Below are 18330 nucleotides of genomic sequence, written 5' to 3'. Positions count from 1 at the left end.
ATATACTTTTAGCTTTCGTACTAAAATTACTTTTTGCTTGTTACATCATGTCATAGACCTATCTTTATGGTGGAGAATAACGGATTCGAACCGTTGACCCCCTGCGTGCAAAGCAGGTGCTCTAGCCAGCTGAGCTAATCCCCCGTTTTTTGCGGCTGCAAAGGTAAGCGTTTTCCTTCGTTACTGCAAATTTTTAAGGAAGTTTTTTTCTTCCTTCCTTTCGGGTAGTCCCAGGCAGAGTTGAACTGCCGACCTCTACATTATCAGTGTAGCGCTCTAACCAACTGAGCTATAGGACTAGCTTTTGTGATTCAGTTCAACCTAGTCTGTTACCGACTCGGCTTCATCTTTCTCTCTTCTATATCGTTAAACAAACTCCCATGCAGCACAAGGGACAAAACCCTTATTCAGGTCACGCTCCAGAAAGGAGGTGTTCCAGCCGCACCTTCCGGTACGGCTACCTTGTTACGACTTAGCCCCAATTACCGGTTTTACCCTAGGGCGCTCCTTGCGGTTACGCACTTCAGGTACCCCCGGCTTTCATGGCTTGACGGGCGGTGTGTACAAGGCCCGGGAACGTATTCACCGCGCCGTGGCTGATGCGCGATTACTAGCGAATCCAGCTTCGTGGAGTCGGGTTGCAGACTCCAGTCCGAACTGAGAGAGGTTTTGGGGATTGGCATCCCGTTGCCGGGTAGCAGCCTTCTGTACCTCCCATTGTAACACGTGTGTAGCCCCGGACGTAAGGGCCGTGCTGATTTGACGTCATCCCCACCTTCCTCACATCTTACGATGGCAGTCTGGCCAGAGTCCTCAGCTTAACCTGTTAGTAACTGACCACGAGGGTTGCGCTCGTTATGGCACTTAAGCCGACACCTCACGGCACGAGCTGACGACAACCATGCAGCACCTTCACAGACGCCTTGCGGCTTACAAGTTTCCTCGTAATTCGTCTGCAATTTAAGCCCGGGTAAGGTTCCTCGCGTATCATCGAATTAAACCACATGTTCCTCCGCTTGTGCGGGCCCCCGTCAATTCCTTTGAGTTTCACCGTTGCCGGCGTACTCCCCAGGTGGGATACTTAATGCTTTCGCTTGGCCGCTGACAGTATATCGCCAACAGCGAGTATCCATCGTTTACCGTGTGGACTACCAGGGTATCTAATCCTGTTTGATACCCACACTTTCGAGCATGAACGTCAGTTACAGTTTAGCAAGCTGCCTTCGCAATCGGGGTTCTTCGTGATATCTAAGCATTTCACCGCTACACCACGAATTCCGCCTGCCTCAACTGCACTCAAGGAAACCAGTATCAACTGCAATTTTACGGTTGAGCCGCAAACTTTCACAACTGACTTAATCTCCCGTCTGCGCTCCCTTTAAACCCAATAAATCCGGATAACGCTCGCATCCTCCGTATTACCGCGGCTGCTGGCACGGAGTTAGCCGATGCTTATTCATACGGTACATACAAAATCCTACACGTAGGAAACTTTATTCCCGTATAAAAGAAGTTTACAATCCGTAGGACCTTCATCCTTCACGCTACTTGGCTGGTTCAGGCTCTCGCCCATTGACCAATATTCCTCACTGCTGCCTCCCGTAGGAGTTTGGACCGTGTCTCAGTTCCAATGTGGGGGACCTTCCTCTCAGAACCCCTATCCATCGCAGGCTAGGTGGGCCGTTACCCCGCCTACCACCTAATGGAACGCATCCCCATCGTTTACCAATAAATCTTTAATGGTGCCATCATGCAATCTCACCATACTATCAGGTATTAATCTTTCTTTCGAAAGGCTATCCCTGAGTAAACGGAAGGTTGGATACGTGTTACTCACCCGTGCGCCGGTCGCCATCAAACTTAGCAAGCTAAGTTCATGCTGCCCCTCGACTTGCATGTGTTAAGCCTGTAGCTAGCGTTCATCCTGAGCCAGGATCAAACTCTTCATTGTAAAATATCTTTTTCACTCTTGCGAGTACTTTTTGTCTCTGTTCAGGTGACCGAATGTTTCTTGATTATTTAATCAGATTGACGGTTTTATCACTTCATCACGGATACACATTATATATATCACATGACTACTGCTTGTACTACATTTCGTTTGTTTATCCAAAGTCTTTCAAAGAACTATCTCTTATTTCTAAGCTTCCGTTTGTTAGCGAAAGCGTTTGCAAAGGTAAGAGGTTTTTTCTTAACCACCAAATTTTTTCGAAGTTTTTTCGAAAAAATTTTCCAGCGGTCAGAAACCGGAACCGCAAGCCCTTCTCGCTCCCTTAGCACCGCTAAGGTAAGATACAAGGCAACAACCGATAAACCGGAAACCTCACGTTCACTCTGTCAATGCTTCAGCGCGTTTCTCTCTCGAAAGCGGGTGCAAAATTACGCACTTTTTCGCAAACTCCAACTTTTACACGACTTTTTTTTGACCGTTTCCCAAAGTTTTTTCGTAAGACACTGGAAAACAGCTATGTTACGCGGCATATTTTTTTACCGGACGCAGAAGGAGGAGGAAAACATGCACAATAATATTTATTGCGCGGGCGGGCGCATGTGCGCGAAGAAAAATACACCGCATTATCCGCAAAAAGCGACACGGCGCCAAAACAACGCCTTCTCTTCATCAAAACAACGGCATCTTTTCACTAAAAATACACCTTCTTTTTTAAAAATTACAGCATATTTTTTTCAGCATAACGAACAGACTGATTATCAGTACCGACGGAAATGCACAAAGCGGCACTGTTTCTTCAAGTAAAAATATACCATTCATGTCCGATGAATATGCAAAAAAACAAGTATGTATTTAAGAATCTCGTGTCGCTCTAAACCGGAATTCTACAAATAAACATGACGAACACGCAATAAAAAACAAAAGATAAAAATCTTCATATTATCAATAAATTCAAGAAATATCATTCATGTTAATTAAAAAATTAACTTTGCAATGATAAACACAAACACTATAAAAACACATGAAAAATATAAAATTTATCTATCTTTTAATTTTGTTATGCTGTACTATTTGTAAAATAGATGCACAACCTCCTCATACTTTTACACAATATAAGACATCCGATGGATTATATCAAAAAACGATTATGCATATTCTCCAAGACACCAAAGGATTTATTTGGTTTGCCACTTGGGATGGAATTTATAAATTTGATGGTTATCATTTTAAAAATTACAAAAACAGAAAAGGAAATAATAATGGATTCAATAACAGCCGAATAGACTATTTAGCGGAAGGAGAACAGTCATATCTATGGATGATAAGCTACGATTTACAAGTATACCGCTTCGATATGGAAAACGAAATTTTCTTGTCATTACCATATTCTAACTATCAGGCAGAATCAATTCATCCATCCCACTACGGCCATACATGGATTATAACAAACAAAGGAGACCTTATTGAAGCTTATAATTCTACAGATAGAAAAACATTACGTGCTTATAATTTTTTCGATAAAAACCATTTATCCAAAAGCAAAGTATATAACTTATTGGAAGATGATAAAAACAATTTATGGATTCTTTCACAAGCAGGAATCTATAAATTAATATTCAACAAGAATCATTTATATACCATTCATTACTACAAATTACCTAATTCTGTGTACGATGCAACTGAAACAGATACAGATATTTACTTCTCTGGAAGCAAAGGTCGCATCTGGCAGTATAATAAGAAAAATAATAAATTTACATTATTTTATACTGCAACCCAAAGTAATATAAACATTATACGCAACATAGGTTCCAATAAATTATTTCTCGGTACAAAAGACGACGGAATATTAATATATGAAATATCCCAAGGAACTACTGCACATTTCACAGCTCAAACAAACAAAGAACTTAAAAATAACTACATTAAAGAAGTCTTTATAGATAGCAGGAATGAAGTTTGGATACGTTCCGCAAATACATTGGGAATAACTCATCTTTCTTTTAATCCAGTTCCACAACTGAAACACTTTACCATTAAAGATAGGTATAATGAGCAGACAGTCAACTCCCGACCTGAAATGTACGTGTGTGAAGACATAAATCACAATCTATGGATACATCCTTCAGGAGGAGGATTAGGATATTATGAAAGAAAAACAAATATACTTAAGCCATTTTTCAATACTGAACGCCAATCAGGATGGGATTCAGAAAATAAAGTCACAGCTATATTCTCTGACAGACAGGGAAATCTTTGGCTTGGCTCTTATTGCATATTCCGGCGGATACCCGTTCAGCATTTCCGGTGATATCCGTTCAGTCCCCAGTTAGTATTCAGTGTTGTTGGCAAAGTTAATACTTCTTTCTTAGGCTCTCTCCTTTAAGGTCAAATTTTATTGCCTTATGCACGATTCTGTCCAGACAGGCTTCCGCAATGAGCTCGCTTTGGAACACATCATACCAGTCTGCAACGGGAAGCTGGCTGGCCAGGATGAGTGCCTTCCGGTTGTACCGGTCATCTATGATCTGTTCAAAGTCATGCTGTATCTGGCCGTCCAGCTTGACCATCCCAAAGTCATCGATAATCAGCAGGTCATGTGCGTTCAGCTTCCGGAAGAAGTTTGTTTCCCGTCCTTCCAGATGTGCAAGCTTCAGGTTCTCGATGAGCATGTTCATCGTGAAGTACAGTACCTTCCGGCCGTTCCTGCATGCCCTGTCACCCAGGGCACAGGCAAAGTAGGACTTCCCGGTTCCTGCCGGTCCGGTAATGATGACCGTCATTCCGCCCGTGATGTAATTTCCGGTTGCAAGGTCGGCTGCAGAGCAGGTCTGTATGCCCCTTGCCGTGTCCGTTTCAAGTTCTTCCATCGAGGCTCTCAGACGGAAGCCGGCATTCTTTATAAGACGCTGGATGCGGTTGTTCCCTCTCGTGTCACGTTCGTACTGGAGCATGATCTGCATGCCTTCACGCAGGGTAAGCTTGTCCAACTGATGTGTTTCTTCCAGAGAGCTCCAGCAGCTTGCCATTCCCGGAAGCTTCAGCTCGTGCAGTGTTCTTTCTGTTTCGTTGCTCATAATCATTTATTGTTGTTGGTTTATGTCATTTCCTGTAAAATAGTCTTTTCCGCGCATGTTCCCGTGGTTTGACGGTGTAGGCGCATGGAAGATTACCGTCTCGTCTGCGGATGCATTCATGCCGTTACGTCTGAGTATGGCTTCAAACTTGCTGTAGGAGTAAATACCGTACTCCATGCACTGACGGCAGGTAAGGTCAAACGTGGCAAGGTCATACTTCCTTCTGAGGCTGACTATGGAGTTGCACAGCTTGTAATACACCTCTTCAGGCTGTGCGGTACGTTTGGGGTCAAAGATTCTTTTTACATATTCATGGCAGTCAGGTGATATATCTTTTGCTTTCTCCACATAATAGGCTGCCGAACGCTCCATAATCACCCTGCAGCTGGATGCGAGATGTTCCCTGACTGTGGTATAGCCGTATGTATGGCTGCGGATATGTGAGGCCACCAGTTTCTGCTCCACATAGACCTTGACCCATGAACGCGTAAAGACTACTCTTGCCTGTTTTCCTACATGGATATAGGGGACGGAGTAAAAATGGGTCACCTTGTCCTGTCTCAGCTCCACATGGCAGTTTGCCTGTACTTTCAGATCGGCATACAGGCGCATCTCATAGGGTTCCGGTTTCAAGGGTTTCAGCAGCTCCTTCTCCATGGCATGAAAACGCTCCTCACGGCTGTAGGGACGCTTCTGCATACGGGTCTGGTTGTGCCTTTCCATCAGCTCCCATACGGCACGGTTCAGTTCCAGGAGTGAATGGAAGGTACGGTTACGCAATCTGGCATAGACACGGTTATATGTAATCCTTACGGAGTCCTCTACCAGAGCCTTCTGTGTCGGCGATGCCGGGTCGCATGGCAGTACCACGAAATGGTAGTAGTTGCCCATGTCCTCAAGAGCCTTGTTCAGCTTCGGCTCATGCCGGTCATTGCTGATTACAGCCGATTTGAGGTTGTCAGGAGTCAGTATGGAAGGTACACCGCCCAGATGTTCCAGACACATCCTTATGGCATACAGAAAGTCCTCCGTCTTCTGCGAAGGTACACATACCACATAGGTATAGTCGCTGTAAGGCATGCAGGCGACAAACACCTCCACCTTGACAATTTCTCCGGTTTCGGCATCCACATAGCTGAGCTTGTCACCGGCAAAGTCCACCATGAGCTTTTCACCCGGTTTGTAGGTGTTGGCCAGTACGGCCGTAACATCCTTCTTCGCAACGAGATTCTGCTTCAGATGGTAATAGAACTGTGACTTGCCGTAACCATCGGGATGAGTCGCACGGTATTCATCGAACAGGACCTGACGGCTTACATGGGATTTGGGGTCCGCCAGCAGTTCCCTGTATCTGGGTAGCAGGATCAGAAACTCTTCCATTCTCCTGTCCGTATATGCCGGAGAACCAGCATGGAACATCCGTTCCAACTCGGGATCGTCAATCTCAAGGAGGTCGCTGATGTTCCATCCGTTGGCTTTTACTGTATTCACATAACCGTTGACGGTTTCCTTGTCAATCGGTAACTTGCGGCTTACACCGCGGTTGGATTCTCCGGCCTGCTTGAGCTGGAGTACTTGTTTTATCAGACTCATATCCTTTGTTGTTCCTGCCATGACTGTGCTGTTTCTTGTTAGCTTACCAGCACAAAGGAAACTGAAACCGGGGAAAGAATGAACGGATATGCTCCGGAAACGAAGATATACGCTCACAATTCCATGCACGGCTGAACGGATATACTCCGGAAAATCTGAAAGCATACGTCTAAAGTGAACGGGTATGCTCCGGAAAAAGGGTGCTACAACCTGCAATTCTCGGAGGTGAACGGATATGCTCCGGAAAAATTGAGATTTTAATGTCTGGTTATCCATTTTTTCATCCTTTTAGGGGATGAACGGATAAAAATTACGCTTTTAAGGTATGGTTTTATACCCTAATAAGCTGCCGGAAAGTGAACGGGTATGCTCCGGAATATGTAGCTCTTATAATAATGGATTAGAAAAAGTCACATTTAATACTAACCCATTTCATCTATATCAAAATGTCCCTTCAGATAATGAATCACTTGAAAATTACACACGTGCAAATTTCCAAGATAGCAAAGGAAATATATGGATGGGAATAAAGGACCAAACCATACGAATATATGACAATAACTTACATTTTAAAGGATTTCTCACCAAAGATGGTTCTATATCACCTTTTCAAAAAGATAAAATTGGAACAGCATATTGTTTTACAGAGGACCATAAAGGGCGTATCTGGATAGGAACAAAAGGAGATGGAATAATTATAGCAACTCCTCTGCAAAAAAATAAGTACGCATTAAATTATCACATGCATGAAACGACAAATTTGCATAGTTTAAGTGACAACAATGTATATAGCATGTGTGAGGATAAATACAAACGTATGTGGATAGCCACTTTTGGAGGAGGAGTCAATTATGTAAATTTAAATACTAATGACTATATATTCTATCATTCTGCCAACTCTCTAAAAAAATATCCAATAAATCTTTGCAGTCGTGCTCGATATGTAATAAGCGATAGCATAGGAAGAATATGGATAGGAACAACCAACGGATTACTACTTACAGATGTAACCTCAACTCGTGCAGAAGATATAACCTTCAAACATTATACATACGATGATACAAATCCCAATAGTCTTAGCAACAATAATATACACCAAATTTTATTTAGTAAAATAAATGGAAATATTTATCTTGCAACTTTTGGAGGAGGACTAAACAAAGCAATACAAGATAATAATGGGAACCTGCTTTTTCAAGCATATACTACCCAAAATCATTTACCTGCAAATGTTATTTTATCCATAGAGGAAGATAATAAAGGCAACCTATGGTTAGCTACAGAAGAAGAATTATGTAAATTCAACCCTTCTACTAAAGAAGTTATAACATACTCATCCTGGGATCTTCCCACTTATTTTAAATTTAATGAAGGAGAAGCATTACATACTCCAAACAACTATTTACTATTCAATACATTCAAAGGTGCACTCTATTTTCACCCCGACTCAATTCGAAATAGTGAATATATTCCTCCTATTGTATTTACCCAATTTCAATCAGGAGAGAAAATCATAACACCTTCTGATAGTAGCTTGATTCATAAAAACATAGATGATATCTATCAAATAACATTACCATATCACCAAAATGCATTCAACATTCAGTTTGCTGCATTAGACATGAAAAATCACGATAATCTGTTTTATGCCTATAGACTGGATGGATTCGAAACAAACTGGAACTATATAGGACAAGAACGTTCGGCCAACTACACCAATCTCCCTAAAGGTCATTATATTCTAAAAGTCCGCTCTACAAACAGTGACGGTATTTGGGTAGATAATACTCGAAGCATAGACATAACAGTTTTACCCTCATTTTGGGAAACACCATGGGCATATCTACTATATACACTTCTTATTTCAGTAATAATATTTATTACTTCCTATATTTTATTTGTTATCTATCGACTAAAACATAAGGTTTCTATCGAACAAGAAATATCTGATATCAAATTACGTTTTTTTACAAATATATCTCACGAACTTCGTACTCCACTTACACTAATAACGGGACCGGTAGAACAGTTACTAAACAATAAAACCATAGAAGATAAAGCTCGTGAACAATTACTTATCATAGAACGAAATGCCAATCGAATGCTTCGTTTGGTCAATCAAATTCTTGATTTCAGAAAAATACAAAATAAAAAGATGAAAATGCATGTACAGCAATTTGATCTCCTTCCTTTCATACGCCAAATCATGGAGAATTTTAATTATTTGGCAAATGAGCAACATATTAACTTATCATTAAATGCTCCTGAACACCCAGTTATTTTATGGGCTGATATCGACAAATTGGAAAAAATCATTTTCAACTTAATATCAAATGCTTTTAAATACACTCCCAAAGAAAAAAATATTATAGTAAAAGTAACAGAAAATGAAAAAATCATATCTATCAGTATCATAGACCAAGGTATTGGAATGACTAAAAATCAGCTAAAACGCTTATTTATACGTTTTGAAACCTTTTCCGACCAACATATCCATACTCAAGAAAGTACAGGAATAGGATTATCGCTAACCAAAGAACTTGTAGAAATGCATAATGGAACTATTACAGTAGAAAGCCAACCTAACGAAGGAAGTTGTTTTACTGTAAATCTACAAAAAGGTAACGGTCATTTCAGTCCTAATACAGAATTCATAGTATCCGATGATATTATGAATAAAACCATAAAACCAATAATGGCCAATAATACGATTATTACAACCACAGAAGATTCAGAACAAAAAACAGAAGAAAACAAAGATTCAATTTTGTTGGTAGAAGATAATGATGAGCTTCGCCGCTTTCTTAAAACAATATTAGCGGAATCTTATTCTATCTTAGAAGCAGACAATGGAGAAACAGGTATAAAAATTGCTTTAGAGCAATTGCCCGATATTATCATTAGTGATATCATGATGCCTCAAAAGAATGGTATAGAACTATTGAATGAACTAAAAAACAATATATCAACCAGCCACATTCCTATAATTTTACTTAGTGCTAAATCGTCTATCGAAAGTAAACTAGAAGGGATGCAATATGGCGCAGACGACTATATAACCAGTAACCATTCTATTTTCCGCCACGACAATTTTATCGGCTGTTTTTCAGCCGATAAAATAAAAATGTCCGCAAGAAAATAGTTTAATTTTAACATTCCGATTTATAAAAACATGGCAGAAGGACCTTCTTGTCGCAGTCCTTACCATGAAGAATACATTCAAACAAGTGCTTCAGGTAATCCTGAGGGGCTATATCATTAAGCTTGCAGCTTTCTATCAGAGAAAAGATGAATGCCGAGTTTCCTGCTGCATCCTCACTGCCTATGTTCATACAGTTCTTGAGCAGCAGCTTTACAGGTTTCATCCTTTGCTCACAGAGGTTGTTCGATATTTCCGCAGAACCGTCCTTGAGGATATTTTTCAGGGATTTCCACTGGTTTATCGTATAGTTCACAGCCTTTCTCATCAGTTCGTTTGCCATGAGTTTGGTATCCTGCATCATCATGACCACCTTATGATGGATACGTTCAAGAATAGGTCTCGTAAGCTTAAGTCTTTTTTCCTTAATCTGCTCACCGCTGAGTTTCATTGTGCGGAACAAGTCTTCATTTCTGAACATATCACCGATAGGGTCTATTATATCCATCGCAGTTCTGTCTGATGGCAAGGCATCGACCCACAGCCTCCTGCAGTGTGTCCAGCATCCTATATGAAGCACCTTTGAGTCTTCTCCGTCGAACATCCTGTAAACCGTATATCCGTCTGTAGATACAGATCCCATAAAATGTTCAAGGAAGGTCTTTGCTACATCAGAGGCTCTGCTGCCGTTATTGTAATGATAGTAAACCAACTTGACATGCTTTGCAAAAAAAGCCCATAAATACTTTCTCCTGTAAGCCTTGCCTTCCGGTGTTTCAACTCCGACAAGCTCGGTCGTCTCGTCAACCATAAGGTATTTTGCCTGTTGTACAAACTCCTTGAAGACATCTTCCATAAACTCCCTAAGCCTGGAGATTCCGTTATGGATATAGCCGTTCAGCGTGGTATTGCTTATGTGGATGCCTTCTCTTGCAAGCAGTCTTATCTGTCTGTTCTCAGGCATACTGAAGTCATATTTCAGACAAAGCAGACGGGCAAGCAAATCAGGGGAAAAGATTCCTCCAAGGTTTTTCAAGGGATGCTCCATCGTGTTAGTGAAAGTGCCGTCTGCAAGCTTTACCCTTGCCACCTTGTACACATGCTCCACGTTATGAGCACGCACATGTTCTATAAACCTGTATTCCCACACATCAGCCATTCCGTTACGCTTCATAAGCCTTGCACCATCCGGGAGTTGGTAATAGTCTTCTATTTCATGAACAATTACCTTATCCACCTTCAGCCTGGTCTTTGCTGCACGGGGAGCAGTTTCCTTTTTCCTTGAAGGCCTGCAGTTCTGTGCAGGTACGTTACCGGAAGAGGTATTGCTGCCGGTACCGTTACCATCGGTCTTATTATCATCATCACCTTTCTTGCCAGAACCGTCGTACTCGGACTTCTCCATTGCAGACTTGTCAATGTTACGGTTGTTCAGCAGCCTTCTTTGCTCTGAGGTACGGCCGAAACGGTGTTTCCTGCTGTCCTCAAGTTGAAGCCTGAGATTGGATATCTCATTTGCAAGCATCATGTTCACCTCGTCTTTTGCCTCAAGCTGCTTTCTCATAAGTTCCATTTCCTTTCGATTATTCTCGACTGTTGTGGACAACTCATTGATTGTATCAACCAGAGCCTTGGAGTTCTCTTTGTTTGATTCTTCAATAGCCTTAAGCCTCGCAATCAGTTCGTTTACCTGTTTGCGAAGCCCCGCCTTTTCCTCATTCGCCAGACCCAGTTGGCAGCAAAGTAACTCGTATGCCCTTTCATCAATCATGATATAAAGGTACGAAAAATCAGGCAGTTACGCAAACTTTTTATCGTTTATTCTTATATTATTTTTATTGATAATCAATGTATTAATATTAATCTTTCGGACTGACGTACATCTTGTCAACTACTATACTTTCCGTAAGATAGGCCATGTCCGACCATTGTATCCGGTAGCATTTGGAGACTTCATCAAACACAGGTTTCTTGAATCTCCCCATGACAGGACGTTTCTCGTAAAGCACATAAAATCCGCGTTCATAATGAAGTATTTTCACAACTTTTCGGTTCCTGGACATGAACATATATACATTGGATGCATCGCTCGGGTCAAGTGACATCTCTTCCCTTATACTCTCACACAGGCGGAAGATTCCTTTCCGCAAATCCACATTACCGTTGAACAGGTAATAGTTCAGGTTAGCGCTAAGTCCAAGCATATCATCCTATCATTTTATTAAGCAACAGACTCAAATCAAGAACTGTGGTATTTCTTAGGAACAATGTGGCACCTGATGTCAATTGCAGTTTTACCCACTTAATCGGAGATTCACCTTCAGGTTGTTTCACCTCCAACTTTACGGTTGGACTGTTGCAAGGCTTGCCGGTTATCCGGACTTTGGCAACCTTGGGCTGCTCAACCTGGACTGTCTTGCCTAACTTTTCGCTCCATAGCTGATGACGCTGCCAGTTCATGAACTTGTCGTAATTTACTCCATAATCCGCACAGAACTCACGAAGATCCTTGGTCTCACTGCATAACTGATAGAGGTCATATACCTCCTGGTAGTTTACTTTTTCTTTTGCCATAATCATTGTTGTTTAAGGGTTACGGCGCAAAGGTAGGTTTAGGGAACATGCGTGTCAAGGCGGAAAATAGAATGGTTACATATAACCAAGCCATTTAGTGCAACTTACTTAAAAGCCCGAATACACAACCTAGTAGAACAACGCAAACGTTTGCAACAAATTTATTGTCAGACACTGTTTTCTCCAAAATCAGAAAAGAAATCCGTAAAAGAGGAAAATATGCCTGTATTATCTGCATCAGACCAGAAATTTATGGATAAACTTATCCAAACAATAACAGAAAACATGGATAATTGTGATTTTTCTGTGGACAATATGGCTTTATCTGTTGATATGAGCCGTTCAAACTTTTTCAGAAAACTAAAAGGCATAACAGGACAATCACCTATTGATTTCTTAAAACAAATGAAAATGAAACGAGCTTTACAATTAATAGAAAATAAAGAATATAATATTTCAGAAATAGCTTATATGGTAGGATTCAATGACGCCCATTACTTTAGTAAATGTTTCAAGCAAACCTATGGCATATCTCCTACCGAATATAAAAATAATATTGATAGGTAATATTTATTATCACTAGACTTTATACAGAAATACAGGCTGATTATTTGAAACCTGTATTTCTGTATAAAAATTATTTCTTACTTTCCAGAATAATAAGAACTCCATTCTTTTAAATCTGGAAAAACAACATCTATTTTTATACGATCAGCTTCATCACGAGTCAAAACTTTCGCCCAAGATACGCGTCTGGAAATATCAGCCCCTTCACCTCTATTATTATATTCCAAATAACGAGCAGTCTGTTCATTCTGAGGATTCCCCCAATTATGCCACCCTTCAGGACGGATATGTTTTCCCAGATAACAATTCATAAACAAGGTATAGGCTGCTTCACGCCAGGGACGCCCTAAGTAAACTTTCAAATCATCTTTTCCCGTCAACTTACATTCATTAAAAATATATCCAAATGGATGTGAAGCAGGAGTAGATGCAGCCGTAATATAAGAATCAGCCTTACTGTGTATAACACAATGTTCGAACCAGCAAGTAGCAGGACCAAAAATAAAATCGGTAGTTCCTTCTATATAAGTATTGTAAAAATAAAAACGTCCATATTTGTTTCCTGTAAATACTGTATCCTGATTTCCCAATAAACGACAATTTATAATAACCGATTCTGTTCCCTCTAAATGTAAGGCTACCGCTTGTCCCTGCATTTGAGAAGCATTCTCAATTGTCAGATTTTCTAAACGAATACCATCGCCATGTACCAAAACAGTGTACGAACTGAATGTCCCCATGTTATTTTTATTAGCATTGTCGTCATAAGATATTATGGTATTTGCCGGATCATCTCCTATCAGACTTATATTACACCATGCAGCCGGAATAACCAGTTTTTCACGATATATGCCAGGCTTTACTTTTATGACACTACGCTGCTCCTGGTATACAAGAACTGAATTTACGGCTTCTTGAATTGTCAAATAATCACCACTGCCATCCTGAGCAACAACTTTATAATATATAGATTCAGGAAAAGCTTTTATAGAAAAAAAGATACATATTAATCCCACTATAAACTTCATAATACAAAAAATTAAATGCCAAGTTACATATCACATCAGTATCTATGTAACTTGGCTGTATAAATTAATAATTAGGATTTTGTTCCAAATTCGGATTATTTGTTATTTGGATTGCTGGTATAGGATATATACCTCTCCAAGATTCAGTTTTTTCTGTTTTGTAAAACCAAGTATTATTAAAGAAAGATCCGAAACGAATCATATCTCTTCTACGCTGATTTTCCCAAATAAATTCACGAGCACGTTCTTCTTCTATTTTTTGTAAAGTCAAATCAGACCACTCAGGACAATTACTACGACGACGTACTTGATTTACTAATTCTAATGCAACATCCAAATCCTGATTTAACCGGAACAAAGCTTCTGCTTTCATTAAAAGAACATTAGAGTAACGTTCCAATACATAATCATTATCTCCTTTACTTCCGGCCCAAACAACTCCAACCGGAGAATATTTTAAAACACGATATCCCTCATTTTCTTGTGCAGAAATCATATCTTTAATAGTAGTTAAAACCAACTGATTTCCATTTTCATCACATAAAGGTGTTACTCCATCTTGATAATACTGTGGTCCATATTCTAATAACTCCAAACGTTCATCACCCTTCTCATATCTATTTAAAGCTTCATCCGTGAAACAATAACCATTCGCCGGTGCAAAAGGAAGATCATATTTTTTTTGGTCTAAGGCATGTTGCGCATACAATATAAATTCATTACCATCTACTCCTTTGGAAGGATCTACAGAGAAAGCTGTAATAATTTCCTTCGAATTAGCTTCATTTGTAGCCAAGAAACAATCGCCAACTCTATCTTCCAATTCATAACTATTGGTTTCAATAACATTGTCACACATAGTTACAACCTTATCATATTGTGCAGTTCCAGAATAAACTTCAGCATTCAAATATAATGAAGCTAAAGCTGTATAAACTGCTTCTTTTGTCAAACGAGGATAGTAATCTGTTTTATTAACCTCTTTAATAGAAGGTAAATCCTTTGCTGCTTCAGTAAATTCATCCACGACAAATTTAAAAACTTCTGCACGAGGAGTCGTTTTAGGCAAATTATTGGGATCAACACGAGCCTCAGTAAAAACAGGAACATTTCCCCAATAATCCATAGCATAGTAATACCCATAGGCACGTAAAGCACGAACTTCTGCAATAAGTGGTTTTAAGCTTTCAACTATTGGAGAAGCTTCTAAACTAGCCATAACCGCATTTGCAGCACCAATACCCGGAAATACATAAGTTCCCCAACAAGTAGCTATACGCTCATTATTAGGTGTTACTTTATGCGACATCATCTCCATATTACCTTCATCATACCATCCTCCACTAGCTCTACCTGGACAGAAAAATTCATCTGTACCAAATTCTCCAATACGCCATCCGTCACCACCAGCTCTTGACATATACGAAAGATATGAATAAACACCAACAACCGAAGACAATGCTTCTTCCTCTGTTTGATAATAAGTTTCAGGAGATAATCTACCGTATAATTCTTCATCAAGATCTAAACAAGAAGTTAAAGAACCAACTCCTAGACAAGATAAGAATATTAGTTTTATTATATTTTTTGTTTTCATATGCTTACTTATTTTAAAGATGATTAGAAAGAAAGATTAATACCCATGCTAAATGTTCTAGCTTTAGGATAACTTAAATAATCAACTCCCAATGGAGCAACTCCTGTACGTGATATTTCCGAATTGACCTCAGGGTCAGCACCAGAATAACCTGTAATAACAAACAGATTTTGTGCAGAAACAAATACTCTGGCATTTGAAATATATAATTTCGGTAAACTAAAATTATATCCCAAAGAAAGATTATCCAAACGCACAAAAGAACCATCTTCAATAAATCGTGAAGAATAAACTTTTGCCTGATCACGATTAACACCTGAGGTTACAGCTTCTTTTAATACATTTCTACCAGGAAGATTACTTAAATATGCCAAGTTATTGGCTGTGCAATTATATACATCATTACCTATACTTCCTCGGAAATTCAATGATAATGTCCAATTTTTATATTGAAGATTTGTTCCCAATCCAAATGTCAAGTCTGGTTGAGCACACCCAATAACCTCCGGTTCTCCATCGTTAGCAAATTGCTCTACTCCATCTACTACACCAATGAATCGTTTACCATAAAATGTACCTATCGGTTGTCCTGGCATAATCAATTGAGCATATGTACCAGATAATCCTTGTCCTTGACACGGCGCAACTTGCATATTATCTCCTGTCCACTGGCCATTAGACAAACTTACCACCTCATTTTTATTATGACTTAAATTCAAGTTTGCATCCCAAGCGAAATTTTTTGTACGCATTAAATCAAATGACAAATCTAATTCAATACCTTGATTAGTAACTGTTCCAACATTCGCTATTTGTGTAGTAATTAATGAAGGAGAAGGAACTGCTACAGATAAAAGAAGGTCCGTTGTCTTTTTATAATAATAATCTATACTACCTCTAATTTTTCCATTAAGAAATCCAAAATCAATACCTATATCAGTTTGAGCAGTTTGTTCCCACTTCAAATCAGGATTTGTATATTGTTGAGGTAGTACTATAGTTATCTTTTCTCCTCCAACTAAATAACCATTGGTACTTGCTCCCAAAGTACTTAAAGAATTATAATTACCTATTTCCTGACTACCTGTGATACCAAAACTAGCACGAAGTTTCAAATCAGACATTATATCGTTCTGAAAAAAATCTTCTTGTGAAATACGCCAAGATGCAGCAACAGAAGGAAAGATACCCCATTTATTACCAGAACCAAATCGGCTAGATCCATCTCGACGAACTGTTGCTGTCAACAAATATTTATCTGCATAGTTATAATTTATACGTCCATACATAGATATCAAGGTATTACTTTCAGCATAACTGCTAACAGATTCAACTGTCTGTGCAGCTGCCAGACTATACCACTTAAAATTATCAGATAAAAATCCATAAGCTTTTGTAGTCTGTCCTTCGCTATAAAAATATTGCCAAGAATATCCTACCATCGCATCAATATTATGTTTTCCAAAACTTTGATTATATTTTAAAATGGTTTCCAATAGCTTTGAATAATCAGATAGTTTCTGCACAGTCACATATCCATTATTACCGTTTCCCAATAAATTACTTTTTGAAATATAAGAATTACGATTTATTGTATTCTTATTATATCCTGCATTTACCTGCAAGGTAAAAGGCTTATAGAAATTCCAGTCAGCAGTAAGATTTCCTAAAAATTGACTTGTCGCACGTTCATCCAATAATTCTTTAGAGAATGAAGCTGGATTTACACGATATGGAGGCACATCATAATAATCACCTTCTTCATTATAAATTGGATAAGTGGGATTGAAAACATAAGCTTCATACAGCATACTACTTCCCATTTCACTACCTACAGTATTTGAAACAGGAGCCTGATCTGAATTTGTTTCTCCATAACTAATATTCATATTTAGTTTCAACTTATCATTTAATGCTTTATGATTGATATTCATACGAGCATTAGCACTTTTCATGCCAGAACCCTCCATAACACCATTTTGATTACTATAACCAGCAGAAGCACGATAGCTAGTATTCTCACTACCACTCATAAAAGAAACATAATGATTTTGGCTAATCGCAGTACGGAAAATAACATCTTGCCAATCCGTATTTTGTCCTTTATCATCCAAAGTCAAACCTAATTCAGATACAGTCTTACGATACTCATCACCTGTTAAAACATCCAGCTTTTTTGCAACAGTAGAAACACCTAAATTAAAACTATAATCTAGTTGACGCATTCCCGCTTTTCCTTTTTTGGTAGTAATCATAATTACTCCATTAGCACCTCTAGAACCATAAATTGCAGTAGCAGAAGCATCTTTCAATATATTTATAGATTCAATGTCATTAGGATTAATATTAGATAGCGGATTTATAGGCTCTTGATCAAAAAAATCAGTAGTGGAGGACCCTATATTACTTTGGTTTACTCCGGCAGAAGTTGAAATAGGTACTCCATCAATTACATATAAAGGGTCATTCGAAGCAGTAATAGATGTTCCTCCACGAACACGAATCGTATTAGAACCTCCAGGTTTACCACTATTCTGGCTGATATTCACACCTGAAAATGCTCCTTGCATTAACTGCTGAGGAGTTAAATCTGTACCTAATTTAAAATTATCACTAGTAATAGAGGAAACAGAACCTGTTAAATCCGATTTTTTCATACGTAAATATTAAGCGTCCTACACACAAAGTAGGACAGGTTTATACTAAAATTGATATAAATCCGAGGTTTTGGATAAAAGAAAGATTAGCACTTATGAGAACACAAGTGCGGCTATTGTACAATAATAAATAGCAACAGCTAAGAA

General features: G+C 39.1%; 11 protein-coding genes, 2 tRNA genes and 1 rRNA gene. 3 read left to right on the top strand and 11 right to left on the bottom strand.

Going from position 1 to position 18330, the window contains the following annotated elements; all coding sequences use genetic code 11:
- Window positions 1–67: 67 nt before the first annotated feature.
- The 3 genes from ACDG22_RS03195 to ACDG22_RS03185 form a co-directional block, all read right to left on the bottom strand.
- Window positions 68–144: transfer RNA gene (locus ACDG22_RS03195), tRNA-Ala, on the bottom strand.
- An 81-nt stretch (window positions 145–225) separates the two neighbouring features.
- A tRNA-Ile gene (locus tag ACDG22_RS03190) sits at window positions 226–299 on the bottom strand.
- Between the two features lie 124 nt (window positions 300–423).
- Window positions 424–1951, bottom strand: a 16S ribosomal RNA gene (locus tag ACDG22_RS03185).
- A 1021-nt stretch (window positions 1952–2972) separates the two neighbouring features.
- Between ACDG22_RS03185 and ACDG22_RS03180 the strand changes: the two genes are divergently transcribed.
- Window positions 2973–4262, top strand: a complete 1290-nt coding sequence (locus tag ACDG22_RS03180; RefSeq protein ID WP_270231150.1) for a ligand-binding sensor domain-containing protein — start codon at window positions 2973–2975, stop codon at window positions 4260–4262.
- 43 nt (window positions 4263–4305) lie between these two features.
- On the opposite strand, the gene istB is transcribed toward ACDG22_RS03180, so the two are convergent.
- Window positions 4306–5028, bottom strand: a complete 723-nt coding sequence (istB, locus tag ACDG22_RS03175) for an IS21-like element helper ATPase IstB (RefSeq protein ID WP_040311749.1) — start codon at window positions 5026–5028, stop codon at window positions 4306–4308.
- A 6-nt stretch (window positions 5029–5034) separates the two neighbouring features.
- Window positions 5035–6642 carry an IS21 family transposase gene (gene istA / locus ACDG22_RS03170; RefSeq protein ID WP_007566682.1) on the bottom strand — a complete coding sequence of 536 codons (1608 nt, stop codon included), beginning with the start codon at window positions 6640–6642 and terminating at the stop codon, window positions 5035–5037.
- Between the two features lie 304 nt (window positions 6643–6946).
- Between istA and ACDG22_RS03165 the strand changes: the two genes are divergently transcribed.
- Window positions 6947–9763, top strand: coding sequence for a sensor histidine kinase (locus ACDG22_RS03165; protein WP_370858770.1), 2817 nt, complete (start codon window positions 6947–6949; stop codon window positions 9761–9763).
- Between the two features lie 7 nt (window positions 9764–9770).
- Here ACDG22_RS03165 and tnpC read toward each other — a convergent pair whose 3' ends face one another.
- The 3 genes from tnpC to ACDG22_RS03150 form a co-directional block, all read right to left on the bottom strand.
- Window positions 9771–11531, bottom strand: coding sequence for an IS66 family transposase (gene tnpC / locus ACDG22_RS03160; RefSeq protein WP_143723011.1), 1761 nt, complete (start codon window positions 11529–11531; stop codon window positions 9771–9773).
- An 88-nt stretch (window positions 11532–11619) separates the two neighbouring features.
- A complete protein-coding gene (gene tnpB, locus ACDG22_RS03155) occupies window positions 11620–11964 on the bottom strand; it encodes an IS66 family insertion sequence element accessory protein TnpB (protein WP_007567398.1) in 345 nt (114 codons plus the stop codon).
- Window position 11965: 1 nt separating this feature from the next.
- A complete protein-coding gene (locus ACDG22_RS03150) occupies window positions 11966–12334 on the bottom strand; it encodes a hypothetical protein (RefSeq protein ID WP_009131422.1) in 369 nt (122 codons plus the stop codon).
- 150 nt (window positions 12335–12484) lie between these two features.
- Between ACDG22_RS03150 and ACDG22_RS03145 the strand changes: the two genes are divergently transcribed.
- Complete coding sequence (locus tag ACDG22_RS03145) at window positions 12485–12901, top strand: helix-turn-helix domain-containing protein (protein ID WP_370858769.1); 417 nt, start codon at window positions 12485–12487, stop codon at window positions 12899–12901.
- A 77-nt stretch (window positions 12902–12978) separates the two neighbouring features.
- On the opposite strand, the gene ACDG22_RS03140 is transcribed toward ACDG22_RS03145, so the two are convergent.
- From ACDG22_RS03140 to ACDG22_RS03130, 3 genes are all read right to left on the bottom strand, one after another.
- Window positions 12979–13929 carry a pectinesterase family protein gene (locus tag ACDG22_RS03140; protein WP_270231038.1) on the bottom strand — a complete coding sequence of 317 codons (951 nt, stop codon included), beginning with the start codon at window positions 13927–13929 and terminating at the stop codon, window positions 12979–12981.
- Window positions 13930–13993: 64 nt separating this feature from the next.
- Entirely contained in the window at window positions 13994–15526 is a 1533-nt protein-coding gene (locus ACDG22_RS03135; protein WP_040312155.1) for a RagB/SusD family nutrient uptake outer membrane protein, read from the bottom strand.
- 23 nt (window positions 15527–15549) lie between these two features.
- Window positions 15550–18183: a SusC/RagA family TonB-linked outer membrane protein gene (locus tag ACDG22_RS03130; protein WP_270231036.1), complete on the bottom strand. Its 2634-nt coding sequence runs from the start codon at window positions 18181–18183 to the stop codon at window positions 15550–15552.
- Window positions 18184–18330 lie beyond the last annotated feature (147 nt).

The organism is Phocaeicola coprocola, assembly GCF_041333015.1.
GTDB lineage: Bacteria > Bacteroidota > Bacteroidia > Bacteroidales > Bacteroidaceae > Phocaeicola > Phocaeicola coprocola.
This window is presented reverse-complemented; position numbering and strand designations above follow the sequence as displayed.